The organism is Phenylobacterium sp., assembly GCF_037968635.1.
GTDB lineage: Bacteria > Pseudomonadota > Alphaproteobacteria > Caulobacterales > Caulobacteraceae > Phenylobacterium.
In genome coordinates this window covers 1-20,724 of the sequence record NZ_JBBKVV010000018.1, presented here as the reverse complement: position 1 = coordinate 20,724, position 20,724 = coordinate 1, and the positions used below count along the sequence as shown (strand labels likewise).

Annotated in this window: 26 protein-coding genes; 9 read left to right on the top strand and 17 right to left on the bottom strand. The window is 66.9% G+C overall.

All coding sequences use genetic code 11. The features are described 5' to 3' along the window. The 3 genes from AAC997_RS02135 to AAC997_RS02125 all read right to left on the bottom strand — a co-directional run. Positions 1-461 (bottom strand): AAA family ATPase (locus AAC997_RS02135; RefSeq protein WP_340644052.1); only part of this gene is annotated, 461 nt, incomplete at its 3' end. A gap of 7 nt (positions 462-468) precedes the next feature. Then, positions 469-912 carry a hypothetical protein gene (locus tag AAC997_RS02130; protein ID WP_340644051.1) on the bottom strand — a complete coding sequence of 148 codons (444 nt, stop codon included), beginning with the start codon at positions 910-912 and terminating at the stop codon, positions 469-471. A 212-nt stretch (positions 913-1,124) separates the two neighbouring features. Then, positions 1,125-1,985, bottom strand: coding sequence for an alpha/beta hydrolase (locus AAC997_RS02125; protein WP_340644050.1), 861 nt, complete (start codon positions 1,983-1,985; stop codon positions 1,125-1,127). 161 nt (positions 1,986-2,146) lie between these two features. Between AAC997_RS02125 and AAC997_RS02120 the strand changes: the two genes are divergently transcribed. Further along, complete coding sequence (locus tag AAC997_RS02120; protein WP_340644049.1) at positions 2,147-3,397, top strand: serine hydrolase domain-containing protein; 1,251 nt, start codon at positions 2,147-2,149, stop codon at positions 3,395-3,397. A 19-nt stretch (positions 3,398-3,416) separates the two neighbouring features. On the opposite strand, the gene AAC997_RS02115 is transcribed toward AAC997_RS02120, so the two are convergent. Further along, on the bottom strand, positions 3,417-3,779 hold the full coding sequence (locus tag AAC997_RS02115) for a hypothetical protein (protein ID WP_340644048.1): 363 nt from the start codon (positions 3,777-3,779) through the stop codon (positions 3,417-3,419). Between the two features lie 117 nt (positions 3,780-3,896). Here AAC997_RS02115 and AAC997_RS02110 point away from each other — a divergent pair, with 117 nt between their 5' ends. The 4 genes from AAC997_RS02110 to AAC997_RS02095 all read left to right on the top strand — a co-directional run bounded on the left by AAC997_RS02110 (position 3,897) and on the right by AAC997_RS02095 (position 5,786). Further along, on the top strand, positions 3,897-4,280 hold the full coding sequence (locus AAC997_RS02110; RefSeq protein WP_340644047.1) for a metalloregulator ArsR/SmtB family transcription factor: 384 nt from the start codon (positions 3,897-3,899) through the stop codon (positions 4,278-4,280). Next, positions 4,280-4,852, top strand: coding sequence for a DUF899 family protein (locus AAC997_RS02105; RefSeq protein ID WP_340644046.1), 573 nt, complete (start codon positions 4,280-4,282; stop codon positions 4,850-4,852). Before AAC997_RS02110 ends, AAC997_RS02105 begins: the two co-directional genes overlap by 1 nt. 73 nt (positions 4,853-4,925) lie before the next feature. Next, positions 4,926-5,147, top strand: a complete 222-nt coding sequence (locus AAC997_RS02100; RefSeq protein ID WP_340644045.1) for a flagellar basal body rod C-terminal domain-containing protein — start codon at positions 4,926-4,928, stop codon at positions 5,145-5,147. An 18-nt stretch (positions 5,148-5,165) separates the two neighbouring features. After that, positions 5,166-5,786: a TIGR02466 family protein gene (locus AAC997_RS02095; RefSeq protein WP_340644044.1), complete on the top strand. Its 621-nt coding sequence runs from the start codon at positions 5,166-5,168 to the stop codon at positions 5,784-5,786. Here AAC997_RS02095 and AAC997_RS02090 read toward each other — a convergent pair. The 6 genes from AAC997_RS02090 to AAC997_RS02065 form a co-directional block, all read right to left on the bottom strand. Continuing rightward, on the bottom strand, positions 5,783-7,420 hold the full coding sequence (locus AAC997_RS02090; protein WP_340644043.1) for a M28 family metallopeptidase: 1,638 nt from the start codon (positions 7,418-7,420) through the stop codon (positions 5,783-5,785). The two genes, AAC997_RS02095 and AAC997_RS02090, sit on opposite strands and share 4 nt — an antisense overlap. Before the next feature lie 85 nt (positions 7,421-7,505). Next, on the bottom strand, positions 7,506-7,799 hold the full coding sequence (locus tag AAC997_RS02085) for a type II toxin-antitoxin system RelE/ParE family toxin (protein WP_340644042.1): 294 nt from the start codon (positions 7,797-7,799) through the stop codon (positions 7,506-7,508). Then, positions 7,796-8,047, bottom strand: a complete 252-nt coding sequence (locus AAC997_RS02080) for a hypothetical protein (protein ID WP_340644041.1) — start codon at positions 8,045-8,047, stop codon at positions 7,796-7,798. The genes AAC997_RS02085 and AAC997_RS02080 overlap by 4 nt, the downstream gene beginning before the upstream one ends. A 31-nt stretch (positions 8,048-8,078) precedes the next feature. Then, positions 8,079-10,037: an RNA polymerase sigma factor RpoD gene (rpoD, locus tag AAC997_RS02075; RefSeq protein ID WP_340644040.1), complete on the bottom strand. Its 1,959-nt coding sequence runs from the start codon at positions 10,035-10,037 to the stop codon at positions 8,079-8,081. 103 nt (positions 10,038-10,140) lie between these two features. Then, positions 10,141-12,018: a DNA primase gene (gene dnaG / locus AAC997_RS02070; RefSeq protein ID WP_340644039.1), complete on the bottom strand. Its 1,878-nt coding sequence runs from the start codon at positions 12,016-12,018 to the stop codon at positions 10,141-10,143. A 72-nt stretch (positions 12,019-12,090) separates the two neighbouring features. Continuing rightward, positions 12,091-12,405 carry a metalloregulator ArsR/SmtB family transcription factor gene (locus tag AAC997_RS02065; protein ID WP_340644038.1) on the bottom strand — a complete coding sequence of 105 codons (315 nt, stop codon included), beginning with the start codon at positions 12,403-12,405 and terminating at the stop codon, positions 12,091-12,093. Between the two features lie 99 nt (positions 12,406-12,504). Between AAC997_RS02065 and AAC997_RS02060 the strand changes: the two genes are divergently transcribed. Then, on the top strand, positions 12,505-13,473 hold the full coding sequence (locus tag AAC997_RS02060; protein WP_340644037.1) for an acyl-CoA desaturase: 969 nt from the start codon (positions 12,505-12,507) through the stop codon (positions 13,471-13,473). Here AAC997_RS02060 and sigJ read toward each other — a convergent pair. The 4 genes from sigJ to AAC997_RS02040 are packed head-to-tail and all read right to left on the bottom strand — an operon-like array spanning position 13,470 to position 16,018. Continuing rightward, complete coding sequence (gene sigJ / locus AAC997_RS02055; RefSeq protein ID WP_340644036.1) at positions 13,470-14,324, bottom strand: RNA polymerase sigma factor SigJ; 855 nt, start codon at positions 14,322-14,324, stop codon at positions 13,470-13,472. The genes AAC997_RS02060 and sigJ overlap by 4 nt on opposite strands. Next, positions 14,324-14,872, bottom strand: coding sequence for a hypothetical protein (locus AAC997_RS02050; RefSeq protein ID WP_340644035.1), 549 nt, complete (start codon positions 14,870-14,872; stop codon positions 14,324-14,326). The genes sigJ and AAC997_RS02050 overlap by 1 nt, the downstream gene beginning before the upstream one ends. A gap of 1 nt (position 14,873) precedes the next feature. After that, positions 14,874-15,257 carry a hypothetical protein gene (locus AAC997_RS02045; RefSeq protein WP_340644034.1) on the bottom strand — a complete coding sequence of 128 codons (384 nt, stop codon included), beginning with the start codon at positions 15,255-15,257 and terminating at the stop codon, positions 14,874-14,876. A gap of 59 nt (positions 15,258-15,316) precedes the next feature. After that, complete coding sequence (locus AAC997_RS02040; protein WP_340644033.1) at positions 15,317-16,018, bottom strand: HAD family hydrolase; 702 nt, start codon at positions 16,016-16,018, stop codon at positions 15,317-15,319. A gap of 190 nt (positions 16,019-16,208) precedes the next feature. Between AAC997_RS02040 and AAC997_RS02035 the strand changes: the two genes are divergently transcribed. Continuing rightward, entirely contained in the window at positions 16,209-17,336 is a 1,128-nt protein-coding gene (locus AAC997_RS02035) for a response regulator (RefSeq protein WP_340644032.1), read from the top strand. A 40-nt stretch (positions 17,337-17,376) separates the two neighbouring features. Here the strand turns inward: AAC997_RS02035 and AAC997_RS02030 are convergent, their stop codons facing one another. After that, positions 17,377-17,706, bottom strand: coding sequence for a hypothetical protein (locus AAC997_RS02030; RefSeq protein WP_340644031.1), 330 nt, complete (start codon positions 17,704-17,706; stop codon positions 17,377-17,379). Positions 17,707-17,903: 197 nt separating this feature from the next. Between AAC997_RS02030 and AAC997_RS02025 the strand changes: the two genes are divergently transcribed. Beyond that, the gene (locus AAC997_RS02025; protein WP_340644030.1) at positions 17,904-19,505 is read left to right on the top strand and encodes a hypothetical protein; all 1,602 of its coding nucleotides are present in this window, start codon (positions 17,904-17,906) and stop codon (positions 19,503-19,505) included. A gap of 17 nt (positions 19,506-19,522) precedes the next feature. Here the strand turns inward: AAC997_RS02025 and AAC997_RS02020 are convergent, their stop codons facing one another. Further along, a complete protein-coding gene (locus AAC997_RS02020; protein ID WP_340644029.1) occupies positions 19,523-19,768 on the bottom strand; it encodes a DUF1272 domain-containing protein in 246 nt (81 codons plus the stop codon). A gap of 78 nt (positions 19,769-19,846) precedes the next feature. Next, complete coding sequence (locus tag AAC997_RS02015) at positions 19,847-20,281, bottom strand: DUF1330 domain-containing protein (RefSeq protein WP_340644028.1); 435 nt, start codon at positions 20,279-20,281, stop codon at positions 19,847-19,849. A 132-nt stretch (positions 20,282-20,413) separates the two neighbouring features. Between AAC997_RS02015 and AAC997_RS02010 the strand changes: the two genes are divergently transcribed. Further along, positions 20,414-20,724 (top strand): carbamoyl-phosphate synthase domain-containing protein (locus tag AAC997_RS02010; RefSeq protein WP_340644053.1); only part of this gene is annotated, 311 nt, incomplete at its 3' end.

Genomic DNA, 20,724 nt, shown 5'->3' with positions numbered 1-20,724 from the left:
CGGTCGCCCCGCGCCAATTCCCGGGCTTCCAGCACCTCCAGCGGCGCGAACAGCCCGACAAAGCGCACCTCGAACCCGGCCAACAGCGCGCGGTAGTCGGCCTCGTCGGCGGGATCGATGATCACGTCGTCGACGATCAGGGAGTTTCCCGCCGCCGCCATCGCCGCGATCGCCCGGCGCATGCCCCGCATGGCGGCGGCCATCACCGGACCGCTGTGGATCGCCACCGAGGGTTTGCCGCCGTCGTCGAGGGTCTCGAACACCAGCCCGTCGGCATGGCCGAACATCGCCGGCGGTATCATGTCGAGAAACGCGTCCATCGAGACATGCAGGAACGGCCGGGCGCAGATCTTCTGCAGCGCCCGGGCCGTGGAGCTTTTCCCGGCGCTGCCGACCCCGTTGAGGATGATGATCTGTGGGGACATGGGGCCGAAGGTGGCCGAAACCTCGACCGGCGCCAAGCGACCCTCAGACCCCATGCGGGAAAGGCTGCAGGTCGGGCTCCACCCAATTCCGCCGCGCCGCCGCCGAAAACAGCCGCCCCTTGCTCCAGTACTCCAGCAGCCAGCTGGGGTTCCCCAACGGCGAAGCCATCAGGTCATCAACCACCAGGTGCAGCGAATGGTCATGGCCATACTGCCCCAGGAAATCCGCCGCAGCCCCGAGCGAGGCCAGGGTGATGGTGTGGTGATAGCCGCCGGTGTCAGTGTTGGGGGTGTCGGTGGCTTCGTTATAGGCGCGGATCAGGCCGGGCATGGCCGCCGCCACGGCGACCAGTGGCCGGGCGCGCAGCAGCCACAAGGCCGCGGCGAAATGGGCCGCGTGGGTCCATTCCGGCTTGGGCAGGGTTTTGTCGATCACACCGTGGGCGATACGGGCCACGGCGTCGTCGCCGTCATAGAAGCGGGTCATGTCTTGGGTCTCCTTCTGGGGAAGCCCGGACGGCAAAGAAAAACCCCGCCGGCCGGGCGGGGTTGGTGGCTCATTCGATGTGGACGGAAGTTATCCCGAACAGATCGCGCGCACCCGCACCGCCGAAGGACGGTGTTGTTGCTGCGCGGCGCGGATCAGAGCGAAGGCCATGGCGAGGCTTTGGCCAAGCGCCGCGATCCTGTCAACCGGCGCTATCTGACCGCAGCGTCCAGGAAAGCGGTCATGTCGGCCAGGATGGGCGCCTTGCCCCGGAAGGGCCGCGACAGGGCGAGCACCGTCCCGGCGTGATCGACGCCGGCATAATGCTTCTCCTCCACAGCCCCACCCGCCGCCCGGATGGCGGCGGCGAGCGTGCGGGTGTTGCGCGGATAGACCGTGCGGTCGCTGTCGCCCGTGGCGAGGAAGGCGGGCGGCCGGGTCTTGCCCGCGTAGAGGGCCGGTTGGGTCGCGGCGAGGTCAGCCGCCCCGCCGAAGGTCCGGCGCGTGATCGCCCCATCGATAGGGACGAAGTCGTAAGGGCCTGACAGCCCAGCCACCGCCTTGATGGTCCTCGGGTCGACGCCCTGAGCCTTCAGATAGCGCGTATCAAAGCCCAGCATGACGGCGTTGTAGGCGCCGGCCGAATGGCCCACCAGCACGACGCGGCTGGGATCGCCGCCCAGGTCCGCGGCGTGGTCCACCGCCCAACGGATGGCCAGGGCGCCGTCGTCCAGGAAGCCCGGATAGGTCACTTCAGGAAAGAGGCGGTAGTCGGGCACTACTGTCAGGTAGCCCTGCGCCGCCAGGGCCTGGCCGACCCAGCGATAGTCCTGCCGTCGCCCGGAATCCCATGACCCACCGTAGAAGAACACCGCCACCGGGGCGGGCCCCTTGGCCTTGCGCGGCGCATAGACGTCCAGCTTCTGGCGCGACAGCGGCCCATAGGCGGTCCCCACATCGGCCCGCGTCGCCGGGTCCTTGGGCGTGAGGGTCGAGAACATCGTCAGCGGCGAACAGGCAGCCGTCAGGGCGGCTATGCCCGCCGTCAGGGCGAGCCGGAGAGGATGGGGCATGGGCGGCGGTCCAGTCGGCTGAGCGTCTCGACTGTTACGCGCAGGGGCGGTGGCTGGACGCAAGGCCCTCGCCTTTCGCTTGACGGCGCCTGCGTCACCCGGCGCAATCAGCCCCTAATCGCGCGGGCGCTCAGCCTCGCGCCAACAGGGTGGATATGGGTATGGACGGCGATCAGTCTTTGGGCGGCTTCAATACGGCGGGCCTGGCGCAGATCGCGCCCAACCTGCAGGGCGTGGTGGACGCCGGCGACCTGTCGGGCTTCGTCACCCTGCTGTGGCGCAAGGGCGAGGTCGCCCAGGTCAACACCATCGGCATGCGCGACGTCGCCGCCGGAAAGCCGATGACCCGCGACACGATGTTCCGCATCGCCTCGATGACCAAGCCGATCACCTCGGTCGCCCTGCTGATGCTGATGGAAGAGGGCAAGGTGAAGCTGGACGATCCCATCACCAAGTGGGCGCCCGAGTTTTCCAACATGAAGGTGCTGAAGTCGCCCACCGGTCCGCTGGACGAGGTCTATGACGCGCCGCGCGAGATCACCATCGACGACCTGATGACCCACCGTTCGGGCCTGGCCTACGGCTTCACTTCGGTCGGCCCCATCGCGCACGCCTATGAGGAAGTGCTGGGCGCGCCGCTCTCCAATCCCAATACGCCCGACGAGTGGATGGCCAAGCTCGCCACCCTGCCGCTGTCCTTCCCGCCGGGCGAGCGCTTCCACTACAGCCATTCCACCGATGTGCTGGGGTTCCTGGTGGGCCGCATCGCCGGGATGGGGTTCCGCGAGTTCCTGATGGAACGGATCTTCAAGCCCCTTGGCATGGTCGACACCGACTTCTGGTGCCCGCCGGAGAAGCGCGACCGGATGGCCCACCTCTACCGGATCGATCCGGCCACCGACAAACTGCAGGACGTCTCCTACCCAGACGAAGACGTGGCCCCGGCCTTCTGCGGCGGGGGCGGCGGCCTGATCTCCACGGCCGACGACTACCTGACCTTCGCGCGCCTGATGCTGAACAAGGGCGAGTTGAACGGCGTGCGGCTGCTCAAGCCCGAGACCGTGGCGCTGATGGCCACCAACCGCCTCACCGAGGCCCAGCGCGAAATCCCCTTCATGGGTATCCCCTTCTGGATGGGCCAGGGCTTCGGCCTCGGCGTCTCGGTGATCACCGACCCCGAGAAGCAGGCCTGGATGGGCGCGGGCTCGGCGGGCGCCTTTGGCTGGCCCGGGGCCTTCGGGACGTGGTGGCAGGCCGACCCCGCGGAGGACATGGTCATGCTGTACCTGATCCAGAACTCCATGCCGCTCGGTCCCGAGGCCGCCAGCCAACTGGCCACCGGCCAGCGCATGGGCGGCCGGGTGGCTCTGCCGGTGTTCCAGAAACTGGTCTACGGCGCGCTCGGCAAATAGCTCGTGACCGCGAGCCCGCTCAGTTGTGGCTGAGCGGGTCCCGCGCGGCGATACACATCGAGCGGCCTTCATAGAGGTCGCCGATCAGGCTGCCGTCGCGGGCGGCGGCCTTGCGCGCCTTCTCGTAGGCGATGTTCTCCGACGGCGCTCGCTCGCCTGGACCGCAGACTGGGACGGTGACCTTGACGCCCTCGTGGCAGAGGCAGAAGTCCTCGCGCCTATCCAGGCGGCTGGCGGGGACCTTGCACACCGCCGGCAGGCTCTGACCACCAACATCCAGACATATGGTTCGCTCGCCGGGCGGGTTGCTCATCGGCCCAGCCAGGGCCATGCCGGCCGAACCCGCCAGGGCCAGCCCTGCGATCATCGTTATGCGGATCATGGGGGATTCCTCCGTGTTTTCGAGAAGATAACACCCCCAGAAGGTGGCAAGTTTCAGACGGAAAAACAATCAATCATCTGATTGACTCTCAACCATTGGATTGATTATATTCGAGCCATGCTCACGGCCTCGACATCTCTGAAACCGGCTCCGGAAGACGCCCTCGACGCGGTCTTTTTCGCCCTGTCCGATCCCGTCCGGCGGTCGATCCTGGAGCGCCTGGACGAGGGCGCCCTGCTGGTCTCGGAACTGGCCGCGCCCTTCGACATCTCGCTCCAGGCTGTCTCCCGTCACATCCAGGTCCTGGTCCGCGCGGGGCTCGTCCGCCAGGCCCGCAGCGGCCGCATCAGCCGCTGTACCCTGGACGCAGCGCCCATCTACGACGCCGCGGTCTGGATGAACCGCTACGCCAAGTACTGGCAGGCCGGCTTCGACACCCTGGCCCAACACCTCCTGCGTCTCGACGACGAGCGCGCCCAATCCAAGAAGGATGATCGGTGATGAACTACGCCCAAGCCACGGAAAGCCTGAACGGCCACCGCGCCCAGATCACCGCCCTGCGCCAGCAGATGCGCGAGGTCCAGGCCGCCATCGAGCCGCAGCCCGTCGAGAACTACGTCTTCCAGACCCTGGACGGCCCGGTCGCTCTGTCGGCCCTGTTCGGCGACAAGACCGACCTCTTCGTGATCCACAACATGGGGACCGGCTGCACCAGCTGCACCATGTGGGCCGACGGCTTCAACGGGGTCTATGACCACCTGGGCAGCCGCGCGGCCTTCGTGGTCTCCAGCCCCAACACCCCCGCCGTCCAGCGTGACTTCGCCGTCGGACGGGGATGGCGCTTCCCGATGGTCAGCCACGAAGGGTCCAGCTTCGCGGCGGACATGGGCTATCGCGGCGCGAACGGCGGCTGGCATCCAGGGGTCTCGGTTTTCCAGAAGCGCGGCGACCAGGTCGTCCGGGTCTCCGACGCCGAGCTCGGCCCCGGTGACGACTTCTGCATCACCTACCACCTCTTCGACATGATCCCGGAGGGCGTCACAGCCTGGAGCCCGAAATACGCCTACGCCTGAAGCGTTCACCATCTTCGCTGGCGAAAGCTTTACCGCGCGGGGTTCATGCTCAGGCTCACGGAGGGCCTGATCCATGAACCCCATCGCCACGGCGCAGTACGGCCTGTTCGCCGCATCCCAACGCTTCGAAGCCTCCGCTCAGCGGACGGCTCAGATGGGCGATCCCGCCTTCGACGTGGACTACACCCACGAGGCCATCGAACAGATCACGGCCAAGACCGAGTTCCGCGCCAACCTGGCGGTGATCAAGACCGCCGATCAGATGACCGACAGCCTGCTGGACATCCTGGCCTAGGCCCAGTAGCGCGGACGCATGCCGACGCGTCCACTCTTCGTCACCCAGGTCTATGAGGCCTCCCTCGCCACCGAAAAGGGGTTCGAGGGTTTCAACGCCGAACTCGAAGACGCCTGCCGCATGCTGGCCGACGAGGACGTGGCCGGCCAGCGCTGGTGCCGCGACAACGCCTATGGTGGCTATACCTCCTACGCCTCCCTCGACGATCTGCCCCAGCGGGCCAGCGTGTTCGGCGACCTGAAGACCAAGCTCGACAAGCATGCCAAGGCCTTCGCCGCCGACCTGCAGATGGATCTGCGCGGCGGCCGGCTGAAGTTGGACAGCCTGTGGGTCAATGTTCTCAAGCCCGGCGCGGCCCACTCCGGCCACATCCACCCCCACAGCGTGCTCTCCGGCACGGTCTATGTGGCCACGCCGAAGGGGGCGAGCGCCCTGAAGCTGGAGGACCCGCGCCTGCCGCTGATGATGGCCGCTCCGCCGCGCGTATCGGACGCGGACGAGAGCGCGAAGACCTTCGTCTACCTGCAGCCGGAGCCCGGCAGCCTGATCCTCTGGGAGAGCTGGCTGCGCCATGAGGTCCCACCCAACGCCGCCAAGCGCGAGCGGATTTCGATCAGCTTCAACTATGGCTGGCGCTAGGGCGCCCGACCGTACTTCACGCCGAAGAAGTCGCCCTTGTTCCAGGCCGGTCGCTCGGCCATGTCGGTCAGTTCCCGTGTCACCTCGTAGTTCAGCCGGGCGAACTTGGCGCCGGCCAACCAGCTTATGGGCTGGTTCAGGTCATCGCTGGGCTTGTGGTAGCGCTCCGCCAGGAAGGTGCGGAACTCCTTCTCCCCGCCATTGGCGAAGCCGGTCATGAAGAACACCGCCGGCACGCCGACCTCCACGAAACGGTAGTGGTCCGAGCGGGTGAACAACCCCTCCTCCGGCATGGGATCGGGGGAGAGTTTCAGACCCATCCCAGCCGCCGCCCGCCTCGCGGCCGGACCGATGCTAGAGCGCTCGGCGCCGAAGGCGATCACGTCGGTGAAGTCATAGGTGAGGATCGGCATGTCCAGATCGACATCGGCCACGATGCTGGCCAGCGGGACGGTCGGATTGCGCGCGAAGTACTCGCTCCCCACCAGCCCCTTCTCCTCGCCGGTGTCGAGCAGGAAGAGGATCGTGCGTTTGGGCTTGTGGTCCGAGGCCATGAACATGCGGGCGACCTCCAGGGTGATGGCGCTGCCGGCGGCGTTGTCGAGGGCGCCGTTGTTGATCGTGTCACCTTTGACCGGCGCGCCGATCCCCAGATGATCTAGATGGGCGCTCAGCACCACCACCTGATCCCTGAGAACCGGATCGCTCCCCTCGATCAGGCCCACGACGTTTGAGCTCTCCACAGGCTTGATGGTGGTGGCGAAGCTGGCCTCCAGGGTCGTCGGCAGCACGAAGCGTGGCGGCGCCTGAGATTTGGACTCAGCCATCTTGGTGATGCGCTTCAGATCGACCGGCGCGCCGGCGAACAGCTTCTCTGCGCCCTTCACGCTGATCGAGGCGAGCGCCGGAACACCGGGGGCCACGGCAAAGGCTGCGCCCGCGGTCGTGCGCCAGCTCATGCCCCAGGACTTCCACCCGCGGGCCGAGTTGGCGAAGGGATAGAGCTTCTCATCGCCCGGCGTATTGACCTGGATGAAGCCCACGGCCCCCCGCGCCTCCGCCAAGGACCGCTTCGTCCGGCCACTGGAATAGTAGGCCCGTTCCTCGGTCTGATAAGCGGACGGCGCCCCGGAGAGCGCGACGACGATCTTCCCCTTCACATCCAGGCCCGCATAGTCGTCACGCCGGTGCTCGGGCGCGACGACTCCGAAGCCGACGAAGACCAGGGGCGCGGCGACCGAGGTGGAGGCCGCCACCGGATTGCGACCCACCAGATAGTCCTCGCCGAACACCAGGGGCGTCGCCTTGCCCGCACTGTCGCGCAGGACGAAGCTGCCCTGGTCGGCGGCCTGGAAGGCCACCATCGGCACATGCTGGAAATAGGTCCCGTTGTCGCCGCCCGGCTTCAGGCCCAGTTGCGCCATCTGCGAGGCCACATAGGCCGCGGCGATGTCATAGCCGCGAGAGCCTGCCTCGCGGCCCTCCAGCAGATCGCTGGCCAGGAAGGTGACGTGGGCCTTGATGTTGTCGGCGCTGGTCTGGGCCTCGGCCGCCGCGGAGGGGTCGGCGGACCAGCCTTGGGTCGCCACCATGGCCAGCGCGCACGCCGCCGCCATCACCTTGCCCAGACTCATCGCCACCCTCCGCTGTCGTTGGGGCGAGTTTAGGGGGAGAGACGGGTCGGGTGGAATTAAGTTGCTGTAACGCGGGAGCGGAGTGTTACGCCGAAGACCTGCCTTCGCGACTGTGGAAGATGTGAGTCACCAGCACGCTCTCTGGCGTGACCCGGTATTGGATCATGTAGGCGGCGCCGCCAATGCGGATGGGAAGTTCACGAAGGTCGGCGCGGGGTCCTTGCCGGCCACGGTCGGCAAACACCTCTAGAGACGCCAAGGCCTCCGCCAAGACTTGGCGCACCCGTTTGGCGGCGTCGGGGTTCTTCTCGATCAGAAAATCGACCAAGCGTTCGATATCGATCCGCGCCCGAACAGATAACCGGACGTCCCGCGTCAACGCGGGTTCGCCAGCCGGTCTCGCAACCTATTGTCGAAGTGTTCGAGGGCCTCCTGGACCGAAAGGCTTTCGCCGGTGCGGTCATACTCTTCGAGACGCCGGAGCGACTCCGACCACCGATCATCCAGACCGTCGGCGATCAGCGTCTGAGCATAGTCCTCGACGGCCCGTCCAGCCGCGTCCGCCGCCGCCTTGAGGCGGCGAACGGTGTCGTCATCGAGCTTCAGGGTCAGTTCGCCGTCGGCCATCGCGTGATGCTCATCCCGAAGGCGCTGATCGTCAACTGTCGAGGAAGCTGCGCAGCTTCCGCGAGCGGCTCGGGTGTTTCAGCTTGCGCAGCGCCTTGGCCTCGATCTGACGAATGCGTTCGCGGGTCACGCTGAACTGCTGGCCGACTTCCTCAAGGGTGTGGTCGGTGTTCATGCCGATGCCGAAGCGCATGCGCAGGACGCGTTCCTCGCGGGGCGTCAGGCTGGCCAGCACGCGGGTGGTGGTTTCGCGCAGGTTGGACTGGATGGCCGCATCGATAGGCAGGATGGCGTTCTTGTCCTCGATGAAGTCGCCCAGGTGGCTGTCTTCCTCGTCCCCGATGGGGGTTTCCAGGCTGATCGGCTCCTTGGCGATCTTCAGGACCTTGCGGACCTTCTCCAGCGGCATGGCCAGCTTCTCGGCCAGTTCCTCCGGAGTCGGTTCGCGGCCAATTTCGTGCAGCATCTGGCGGCTGGTGCGGACGATCTTGTTGATCGTCTCGATCATGTGCACCGGGATGCGGATCGTACGGGCCTGGTCGGCGATCGAGCGGGTGATCGCCTGACGAATCCACCAGGTGGCGTAGGTGGAGAACTTGTAGCCGCGACGGTACTCGAACTTGTCGACCGCCTTCATCAGGCCGATGTTGCCTTCCTGAATGAGATCAAGGAACTGCAGGCCGCGGTTGGTGTATTTCTTGGCGATGGAGATCACGAGGCGCAAGTTGGCCTCGACCATTTCCTTCTTGGCCTGACGGGCCTCACGCTCGCCCTTCTGGACGGTCTGGACGATGCGGCGATAGTCGTCGATCGGCACGCCGGTCTCGGTGGCCAGGGCGGCCACCTCGTGACGGATGTCGCCGATCTGGGAGGCGTCGTTCTCGACAAACTTGGTCCAGCGGACGCCCAGGGGCTTCACCTGGTCCGACCAATTGGGGTTCAGTTCCGAGCCGAAATAGGCCTTCAGGAATTCGTTGCGGCTGATGCCGTAGCTGTCGGCCAGGCGCAGCAGGCGGCCTTCCAGCCCCATCAGGCGCTTGTTGATGGCGTAGAGCTGCTCGACCAGGGCCTCGATGCGGTTGTTGTTCAGCTTCAGGGTCTTCAGGTGCTGAACGATCGCCAGGCTGGCGGTCTCATAGGCCTTGCGGTCGGCGTCGGAGAGGTCCTCGCCCTTGAGGCGCTTGCCCACCAGCTTTTCCTGCAGGGCGCGGAAGGCGTCGAATTCCGAGGCGATGGCGTCCAGGGTCTCCATGACCCCTTCGCGCAACTCGGCTTCCATGGCGCTGATGGTCGGACCCGCGCCGTCGTCGAAGTCGTCGTCGTCGTCGCTTTCGCCCTTGGCCACGGCCTCGCCATCGGCGGTGACCTCGGCTTCGGCCTCTTCGGCTTCCTCTTCCTCGGGCGGCGCATTGGCCAGGGCCTCGGCGGCGGCGGCGGCGTTGATGCCGTTATAGGTCAGGTCGAGGTCGATCACCTCGCGCAGCAGGATGCGGCCGGTGCCCAGCTCCTCGCGCCACACCATGATGGCTTCAAAGGTGAGCGCGCTTTCGCACAGGCCACGGATCATGGTGTCGCGGCCGGCTTCGATCCGCTTGGCGATGGCGATTTCGCCCTCGCGCGACAGCAGCTCCACCGAGCCCATTTCGCGCAGGTACATGCGCACGGGGTCGTCGGTGCGGTCGTAGGCGGCTTCTTTCGGGGTCTCGACGACCGCGGTCTCCTCGCGGACGGCGACCTCGCCGCCCTCGGCGTCTTCCTCGGCCTCGACGACGTTGACGCCCATCTCCGACAGCATGGCGAGCGTGTCTTCGATGGCCTCGGAGGTGACTTCCTCGCTGGGCAGCACCTTGTTCAGTTCGTCCATCGTGACGTAGCCGCGGGCCTTGGCCTGCTTGATGAACTTCTTGACGCCGGCATCGGTCAGGTCGAGCAGGGGCCCGTCGCCGCCAGTGGTTTCCGTCGGTTCAGCTTCAGCCGTGGTCGTGCTCATCTAGGTCTCCGATTTCAGCCGCGAACCCCCTGCAAGGGTCGGGCCGAAGATGGTGAATGGCGGTCAAAACAGGATCGCACCCAAGTACGACCCGTCATCCGCCCTAATCGTTCCATTCTCTGATCGCGCGTTTCAGTGCGTCGCGTTCACCCTTCAGGCGCTCGAGGACCTCCATATCGGATCGCCCACGAAGGTTGCCCTTCGCGGATCCGATAGCCTCGTCGAGCGCCGCCAACCTGGAAAGGCGAGCGAAGGCCTGCGACCACTGCGATCTAGCGGCTTCGAGGGAGACATCCGATTTCATGAAGGGCGCGCCCGCTTGCGATGCGGCCCGGTCGATGTCTGTCAGTAGCGCGTTAAACCCGCAGGATGCGAGATGGCGTGTCAGGGTGGCAGAGTCAAGGTGTTCGGCGTCCAGCCGCAGACGGATGATTTCCTTCGCCAATTCCGAAAGGACCGGATCGCCGAACCCCTTCGCGGTGAAGGACTCCTCCAGATGGTCGTCCAGAATCGCCGGATCATTGATGGCGTATTGGGTGAGCGCGGCCACGATCGGATCGAGCCTGGAGCCTTGCGCCACCATGGTTCGCGTCTGCGCCAACGCCGATTGCGGACGCATGGCCTCGTCCTCGGGCTTCCAGAACCGGCCCCGGGTGAAGGGGCGGCGCGCCTGTTGCGGTTGGAAGGCCTGTTGCGGCTGACGGCCGAAGGCCGCGTCAAACCGCCGCAGAAGCTCCTCGCGATAGGCCTGCTGCAGGTCCTTGTCGGCGATGGTCGCCGCGATCTGCCGCAGCCGGCCCTTGAAACCAGCCTTGCGTTCGGGCGTGTCCAGGTTCTCGGCGTCCCGCTCGCGGGTGAAGAGGGCGTCGACGAAGGGGATGGTGTCGGCCAGTTGGCCGCGCAGGGCGGCGGGACCTTGCTCGCGCAGCACCTCATCGGGGTCCTTGCCGCCTTCCACCACCGCGAACTGGAAGCTCTTGCCGGGCTTCAGGATCGGCAGGGCGCGGTCAATGGCGCGGCTCACCGCCTGGACGCCGGCCCGGTCGCCGTCGAAACAGAGGGTCGGCTCGGCGTGATGGCGCCACAGCAGCTCCATCTGATCCTCGGTCAGCGCCGTGCCCATGGGCGCCACGGCGGCGATGCCGGCCCGCTGACAGGCGATGGCGTCCATATAGCCTTCCACCACCGCCAGAGGCGGGGTCTCGCCCGACGGCGCGGCGGCCAGGATCTTGCGGCTTTCAGCCAGGCCGTAGAGCAGATGACCCTTGTGGAAGAGCGAGGTCTCCGGCCCGTTCAGGTACTTGGCCCGCGCCTGCGGATCCATGGCGCGTCCGCCAAACGAGACCACACGGCCGCGAGCGTCTGTGATGGGAAAGATGATGCGATCGCGGAAACGATCATAGGGCGCGCCGTTGTCCTCCGGCGCGATCAGCATGCCCGTCTCCACCAGTTCACCGGGGTGGGCGCCCTTGGCGATCAGGTAATCCTTGAGCGCCGTGCGGCCGCTCGGGGAAAAGCCCAGCCGGAAGCGAGCCCATTCGCTCTCCGGCAGGCCCCGGCGTTCCAGATAGTCGCGGGCGGCCTTGCCCACCGGGCGGCGCAGCTCTGCCTCGAACCACTGGGCGGCAAGCTCCAGCCAGTCCGACAGGCCCTGGCGCACCTTCTCCTGCTCGGCGGCGCGCGGATCGACGGCGGGCAGCGGCACGCCGGCCTCGGCGGCCAGCCGCTCCACGGCCTCCACGAAGGTCAGCCGCTCGGTCTCCTGCAGGAAGCTGATCAGGTCGCCGGTCTTGCCCGAGGAGAAGTCGAAGAACTGCCCCTTGTCGTCGTTCACGTAGAACGACGGCGTCTTCTCCTTGGTGAAGGGCGACAGGCCGACATACTCACGCCCCTGCTTCCGCAGCTTCACCGTCTTGCCGATGACATCGGACGGGCGAAGGCGGGACTTGATCTCGTCGAGGAAGTGTTCGTCGAAGCGCACGCGCCATCATACGGGGCTGTCGATCAATCCGACAGTCTCTCTCAAGTCGTCTCGGAGCCGCACCGAGTTGGCTTAAGTTTGGCTTTTGCGCGCTTTGATCGCCGCGCTCTCCGTCTTCAGGGGCTTGGAAACCGGGCAGACCTCCTGAACGAAGTCGTTCAGCGCGTTGACCATGTTGTCGGGCGTGAGGCTGTAGAACACGAACTGCCCTCGCCGCTCGCTTTTCACCAGGCCCGCATTCTCCAAAACGCTCAGGTGTTGCGACACAGAAGGCTTGGAGATGTCGAACCGCGAGGCGATGTCGCCCGCCGTCAGCTCCGCATGGGACAGGTAGGCCAGGATCTTGCGGCGGACCGTCGACGAGAGGGCTTCGAACACGCGCTGCACGGAGGTGGCTTCCCGAATAATTAGGCCGTTAGCTAATCACTTGATCAGCGTCAGGCAATGAATTAGGTAATTTGCGAATTATCTAACCGGAGGACGGCGATGACGCTTGGCGAGGAACCTCACGACCCCTTTAAGGTCAATTCGGTACGGCTGCTGCCGGGCTCCAATCCCAAGCATGGCGTCGTGCGCTGGTCACCCGTCCGGTCACTGTGGAACGGGTCGATGATGGCCGGAGCCCTGGTCTTGGGTCCGCAGCTCTTCACCTGGGGCGGTTTGGCCGCCTTCCTGGCGCTTAGCGCCGTCGTGCTCTGCGCGGGCCACTCGGTGGGCTATCATCGCCGGCTGATCCACCGCAGCTTCAAGTGCCCAAAGGGCGTAGAGCGGACCCTGGTCTGGTTTGGCGCGGCGGTCGGCATGGGTGGGCCGCTCTGGACGATCCGCATCCACGACCTGAGAGACTGGGCCCAGCGCCAGCCCGATTGCCACGACTTCCTGCGGCATGGCCGCGGCGCGCTGTGGGACGGATGGTGGAACCTGCATTGCCGCCTCGATCTCGATAGCGCGCCAGCCTTCGATCCCGGGCCGGAGATCGCCGAGGACCAGTTCTACCGCTTCCTCGAACGCACCTGGATGCTGCACCAGATCCCCATCGCGCTCGGCCTGTATGCGCTCGGCGGCTGGAGCTTCGTGGTCTGGGGCGTGTGCGTGCGGATCTTCACCTGCAACACTATGCACTGGTACGTCGGCCGCCTGTGCCACAGCGAGGGCCCTCAGAGCTGGCTGGTGGACGATGCAGGCGTCCAGGCTCACGATCTGCCCTGGGCGGCCATCCCGACCATGGGCGAGAGCTGGCATAACAATCACCATGCCTTCCCCGGCTCGGCGCGGCACGGCCTCTATCCCGGGCAGTTCGATATCGGATTTCGCTTCATCCAGGCGCTTGGCCTGTTGGGATTGGCGCATGACATCCAGACCCCCGATGTCCTGCCACCCCGCCCCGGCATAACCCCTATCTCACCGAAGGCGCTGCTAGGAACCGCAGCCGGCCAGGCGTCTCTCGTCCACTAGTCGTTGAGATGCCCCAGCTTCTCGGGATTGCGGACCATGTAGATACCCGCCAGCTTGCCGTCCTCGCCGGGTTGGAAGGCCACCGTCATGGGGCCGTCCTCGCGCTCCAGGATCAGGCCGGGATAGCCGTTGATCCGCACTGAGCGGAAGCTGAGCGCACCGGTCGCGCCGCGCCAGGCCAGGCCCTCCATCAGGCGCACGATATCCTCGCGGCCGATCAGCGGGCGCAGGGCTGCGCTCCGCTTGCCGCCGCCGTCGGTGACCATCACCGCATCCTCCGCCAGCATCACCGACAGGGCCGACATGTCGCCCTGGGCCGCGGCCATCATGAAGGCGGCGGCAAGCTTGGCGGCGTCTTCCTGGCTGACGGTGAAGCGAGGCCGGGTCTCCTTGACGTGGGCCCGCGCGCGGGTGGCGAGTTGGCGGACGGCGGGCTCGGTCTTGCCGAGCGTCTCGGCGACCTGCGCATAGTCCTCGTCGAACACGTCGTGCAGCAGGAAGACAGCCCGTTCCAGGGGCGACAGCCGCTCCAGGGCCAGCAGAAAGGCGACCGAAACATCCTCAGCCCGCTCCACCGGATCGACGGAGAGTTCCTCGATCAGCGGCTCGGGCAACCAGGGGCCGCGATAGGCGTCGCGCCGGGTCTTGGCGGCCCGAAGGCGGTCGATGCAGAGGCGACTGGTGACCCGCACCAGCCAGGCGGCGGGATCGACCACCTCCGGACCCGCCCGCGTCCAGCGCAACCAGGCGTCCTGCACGGCGTCCTCGGCCTCCGCCACCGAGCCCAGCATGCGGTAGGCCAGGCGGGTGAGCCTGGGGCGCTGGGCTTCGAAGGCGTCGGTGTCGGTCATTAGGCGGCCATCAAATGGACGACGGGAGTGGCTTGCCCCTCCACCGTCACACGCGAGCAGGCCTTCCCATAGCCCAGGGCGTATTTGAGCGTCGGATACATCCGTGCGGTGGTGAGCGCGAGACTGATGGCCGCCAGCCCCGCCTCCCCCCAACGGCGGACGATCTCGTCGCGCAGGGGGTCGCAGGCCTCCATGTCGCGGGCCAGGCTGGCGTTGGTGAACCGCCAGGCCAGGGCTGCGGTCTCGCCCATGGCGACCACATCGCCGGCCAGAATGGCGCGCAGGACCTGGGGCTTCACGCCTCCGGCCGCGGCCATATCCACGGAGATCTGAGTGCAGGGGCCGCAATCCTCGATCAACGTCCCGGCGATGCCAGCGGCGGCCAGCGCCTCGCCGGGAGCGGCCTTGCGGTCCACCATCTGACTGACGAAACCGAACTTCAGGAAGCTCAGCGGCAAGGCCCGCAGCAGGAAGCGCATATAGGCGGCGTCGTAGCCCCAGGTTCGCTCCATCTTGTCGATCTGGCCCTTCAGCAGGGTGCGCAACATCTCAAACCTCCTTGGGTCGGCGGAGAACGGCGATCGCGCCCGCCAGCAGGGTCGGCAGGAAGACGCCCGGGAAATCACGGATCAGGTTGGCCAGCGGGCTGGCCGAGCAACTGGCGTCGAACAGGTGGATACCGCTATGCAGGGCGAGGAACAGCGCGCCCGCCACCAGGGCCGGCCAGCCCTGAACGGGCCGCCAAGCGAACCAGGCCAGCCCCATCGCCGCCACCAGATAGGCCGCGCCGATGTCGCGGACGAAGTGCGGGTTGAAAGCGCCGGTGCTCCGAACCCCCGGCACAGCGTCATACCAGGCGAGCGGCGCCCCCAGCATGAAGAGCGCGTTGGCGCTTAAGGTCACGGCCAGAACCACGGCGATGATGCGTGTCATCGAAACCCTCCCGATCAACACCCCAAGGACGGGCGCGACCGGGCGGCTGTGACATCAGCTCAGACGATTTTCGCGATCCAGGTCGGCAGGTCCTCGATGGAGGCCAGTTCGACGAAGCGGTCGTCGCCACTCGGCGCCTCGGCCAGCTCGTGGGCCCAGGTCAGGGGATAGGGCACGTGGGCGGCATAGGCGCCCGCCTCCAGCGCCGGGAGGATGTCGGAGCGCATGGAATTGCCGCACATCACCGCCTGCGCCGCGCCGGTGCCGTGGCGCGCGAAGACGCGGTCATAGGTGCCGGCGTCCTTCTCGCTGACGATCTCAACGGCGGCGAACAGGTCACCCATGCCCGATGCGGCAAGCTTCTGCTCCTGGTGCAGCAAGTCACCCTTGGTGATCAGCACCAGCCGGTAGCGCTCGGAGAGCTCGGCCAGACAGCGTTCGACACCCGGCAGCGGCTCCACCGGCTCGTTCAGCATCTCCCTGCCGGCGGCCAGGATCTCGCGGACCACCGACGGCGGGGCCTCGCCGTCGCAGAGCTCCATCGCGGTCTCGATCATGGAGAGGGTGAAGCCCTTCACTCCGTAGCCGTAGAGCCGCAAATTGCGCCGTTCGACCTCCGCCAGCCGCGCCTCGATCGCCTCGGCGTCCGCGAATCCGGTCAGCAGGGCGCTGAAGCGGTCATGGGTCAGGCGGAACAGGGTCTCGTTGTGCCAGAGCGTATCGTCGGCATCGAGACCGACGGTGGTGATGGTCGTGGACATGGGCTCTGAATACGTCGCTTCGGTCGCGGAGTGAAAGGCGGTCAAGTCGCGGGCGCCGATGGGTTTGTCTGCTTAATCGCCAGGCGCCGTGAAAAGCTTACGACCAGGGATGGCGAAGGTCGCACTTTCGCAACCAATTTGAGCTGCCGTGACCTCCATTCTTTGGTGTGTCCTCCCCGGGGCGTTTTGCATGGCAGAGGCTGGAATTTCCGGCTGGATCGGACGGCGGCTTCGCAGCCTGGGCCGGCGTTTGAGCGACCATGCGGTGGCCGCCGCCGAGGCGGACGCCGCCACCGCCCAGGACCGTCTGCGCGAGGCGATCGACCTGCTGCCGGAAGGCGTCGTCTTCCTGGACGCCGAGGGCCGATACATCCTGTGGAACAAGCGCTATGCGGAGATTTACCACCGTTCCGCCGACCTGTTCCGCCGCGGCGAGAAGCTCTCGGACACCCTGAAGACCGGCGTGGCGCGGGGCGACTATCCAGACGCCATCGGGCGCGAGGAGGAATGGCTCGCCGCCCGCCTCGACAAGCTGACCAATCCCTCCGGCGAGCGGCACGAGCAGCGCCTGGCCGACGGCCGCTGGCTGATGATTGAGGAGCGCCGCACCTTGGACGGCGGTGTCATCGGCCTACGGGTCGACATCACAGCCATGAAGCAGCAGGCCGAGGCCCTGGAGGAAGCCCTGCACCGGGCCGAGGCCGCCAACCGCGCCAAGACCGATTTCCTCGCCGACATGAGCCACGAACTGCGCACCCCGCTGAATGGCGTCCTGGGCCTGGGCCAGGCACTGGCCGGCACCGATCTCACCGAAATCCAGCGCGCCCTGCTTTCCGACATGATCGCCAGCGCCCAGGACCTGGACGGCCTGGTCAACGGCTTGCTGGACTATGGAGATCGGGCCCGCGCCGCCGACGCCGCACCGGCCGCCGCGCCCTCCGACGTACCGGCCCTGCGGGTCCTGGCCGCAGATGACAATCCCACCAACCGCAAGGTGGTGGAGCTGATGCTCAGCGCCGCCGGCGCCGAGGTGATCAGCGTGGAGAACGGGCAGCAGGCGGTGGACGCCTGGCGCGCCGGAGTCTTCGACGTGGTGCTGATGGACCTGCGCATGCCGGTGATGGACGGACTGGAGGCGATCCGCGCCATCCGCAAGGCTGAGGGCGCCGGCCTGCCTCGCGCGCCCATCATCGTGATCAGCGCCAACACCTCGACCACCGACGTTGAGGCTTCGGCGGCCGCCGGCGCCGACCGCCACATCGGCAAGCCGCTTAGAGCGGAGGAGCTGTTCGAGGCGATCTCGGGGGTGCTGGACTAAGGCCTCGCGCGGTGACGTTTATCGGGCCCCGTCTTCAGCCTCAGCCGCCGTCCTCATCCACCACGATGGCGACGGTTTTCCCGCGCGACTGCGGATCCCAGCCCGCGGTGATGGCCGAGGCGATGGCCTTGGCCACCAGTTCCGGCGCAATCATTGAGGCCTGCGGTTGCGGGGCCCCGTGGCGAGGCGGCGGGCCTGGCGGAAATTCCAGCATGGCTTCCCGCTGGCCGTCCTTGTGGCGCACCGCCACCACCTTGCCCCGCCAGTCCGCGGCGGGGCCAGACCATTGGGGCCGGCGGTGGAACCGCCAGACGTAGATCTCTCCGTCGACGGCGATCTCGAACTCGGAAGGTTGCTTGATGCGGGGCATGCGCGGAGTTAGCCCGCCCGGCGCGCCCAAGCCACCCTGTTGCAGCGGCCGAGCCGTTCGAGGCGAACTCGGAGGGCTCGACGAGAGGTGCCGCCGCCGCAAAAGTCTGGCCGAGGGCGCGCGATCACGGCATCCTCCTCAAACCTCGGGGGGGATAGATGACAAACGATAGGTGGCGCGGCCCTGCACGAGGGCTGATGGGGTTGGCCTTGGCGGTGGGCGTCCTGATTACGGCGCCGGCGGGCGCGGGAGCGCAGTCAAAGGCGAAGTCGAAAGCGCAGTCGGCCTATGATGAGCTTTGCGGAGCGAAGCCCGAAGCGAGCCCGGCGACCTGCGCAGCCTTGAAGGGTGAGCTGTCCGCGGTGTCAGCGGCCTCCGCCGCTCCGGCGAGCCAACAGGCAGCCCAGTCTGTCCTGGCGATCAAGGCTGACGTCCGCGACGGCAAGGCGAACGGCTTCCTCGGCGAGAAGTACGCGCAGCACACCTACCAGGCGCGACCGGGCTACTATTACAAGGTCAAGTTGACGGCGACCGACCGGGTCAATGTGACTCTCTGCAAGGTCCCAGATCCGAACTCCTTCGCCTGCTGGGGGCGCCTCGACAACTGGACGATCACCGACTGGGAGATGACGGGCGACGAGACCGTCTATGTCACGGTCAGAGGCGTGAAGGGGAAAGGCGCCTACCAGCTCGACGTGGAGGAGCGGCCATATACCCAGGCCTGGGAGAAACAGTGGACCGCCAGGAACGCGGTGGTCCGCGCCTTGTCCGGACAGGTGTTCTTGGGCGCCCAGGGCACCATCGTCTCGTTTGTGAAGGTCGGCGATGGCGTCGAACTCAGGATCGCCGACACCACCGGTCGCTTTCACCGGAGCGCGCCGCTGAAGAACTTCCAGAGCCATGTCGGCAAGGGCGCCTTCGTCTTCACCGGCGAGGAGTGGGTCGCCAAGAACGTCAACACCTTCAACGTCCTGAGCATGATCGGCGCAGACTCGATCGCCACATACTATGACTGGGGCTTCGGCGATCACTTCCGGATTTTGCCTTCCGGAGATCTACAGATGACCCGGTTCGCGGGCGGCGCGCCCCAGGCCTACTGGCCCGTCCGGCGGCTACCAGCTGACGAGGCCATCGAGGTCACGCGCCGCTACGCCGACGCCCGACGCGCCCAGTTCCAGGCCGCTGCGCAGCGGCGCGACGACCGGGACGCCCTTATCGGCCAACTTTTCCAGGGCGCCCTGATCGCAGGCCAGGCCTACGCCGCCGGGATGCAGGAGGCCGCTGTGATGAACGCGCGCTCCCAGGCCATCATCGACGAAGCCGCGGCGTCCGACCGGCGCTACAACGAGGCTCGGCGTGCGGCCGCCTTGGCCGAGCGCAGCATTCCGAGCGCCCCTGCGGCCGCCTCCCGGCCCGCCGCTCCGAGAGCCGGTCAGAGCCAAGCCGCGGCGCGCCCGATCACGCCGGGTTCTCCCGCCCCGCAGGGGGCCTTGGCAGGGAGCAGCGCGACGAAATCAAGGGATCGGAATTGCAAGAAGGTGAGCCAGGTCCGCTACGGGGTGGAAGGAGAGTCCTACGAAAGCATGGCGGTGGCACGGCAGCAGGCCGACCGCCTCTATCCGGTCTATTGCACCAAGCCTGGCTGGACCTGTGGCGCGATCAGCTGTTCGGAGGACAAGCCGATCACCCTGACCCTGGGCAAGAACACACTGTCGTCCGGCGGCAAGTCGCGCTTCGTCTGCGCCGCGCCGGCGAGGGAAGAGGTGACATTCTGCGACACCCAGGTGTCGTCCGAATAGGGACTGCGCGGGGGCGGCTAGACGGCGCAGCCCTTGTGCTTGCCGAGCACCCGGTCCGTCGACGCCGGATACTTCGCCAGCAGCGCCGCCGGCCGGATTGGCCGCACGCTGAAGGTTCCGCCGCAGTTGGGGCAGGCGCCGCCCAGCCGGGTGTCCACGCAATCGGCGCAGAAGGTGCACTCGAAGGTGCAGATGCGGGCGTCGGGGCTGTCGGCCGCCAGATCGCGGTCACAGCACTCGCAGTTGGGACGAAGGGCGAGCATGGAAGCCTCCTGGGTTTCCGGGCGAGACTGCCAGCCGGGGGCGCCGGCTGAAATGACAGAATTGCCGCGTTTTCCGCCCTACTCCCCGAACCCCTCGCCCGGGTCGACCGGGGACAGACGCAGCAGACGGGAGTCGGCGACCCCGGCGGTGCGATGCTTCACGAACTCCCGGTAATCTGGGTCGCGGACCATGGCCATGAAGGCCTCGGAGCTGGGATATTCGGCGATGAAGGCCAGGTCCCAGGCTTCGTCCTGCGGACCGGTGACCATCACCTGCGGCTTGCCGGCCCAGATCTGCCGCCCGCCCAGCCGCTGGAAGATCGGCGCGGTGGTGCGGCCATAGGCGCGGTAAGCCTCCAGGCCCGTCACTTCCTTGCCGTGGTCGGGGTGCCCCTGCGGGTACTCCGCCCGGGCCTTCACGCGCACCAGGTTCAGCATCTGGATCGGCTGGTCGCGCGGCAGGCCCTTGAACAGCTCCCAGGCCTGACGGTCGGGATCGATATAGGTGCTCATGGAACCTCCTGGTCGAGGATCAGATTGACCCAAGGGACGGGACTCACTACCTACGCGCCCGTTTACCCGGCGCACATGCTATAGCCGGGCGGGCCTCGACGCCCACCCCTTGCGACAAAGATGGAGCCCCGGATCATGAGCGAGCTGCTGCCTGGCGTCACCGGAGTTCTCGTCCTCGCCGACGGGACCGTCATCCAGGGCATCGGGGTCGGCGCGGCCGGGGATGCGGTGGGCGAGGTCTGCTTCAACACCGCCATGACCGGCTACCAGGAGATCCTGACGGACCCCTCCTACATGGCCCAGATCGTCGCCTTCACCTTCCCGCACATGGGCAATGTCGGCACCAATGTCGAAGACCTGGAACAGATGTCGGGCGGCGCCAGCACGGCGGCCCGCGGCGCGATCTTCCGCGACGTGCCCACCCCGCCCGCCAACTGGCGCGC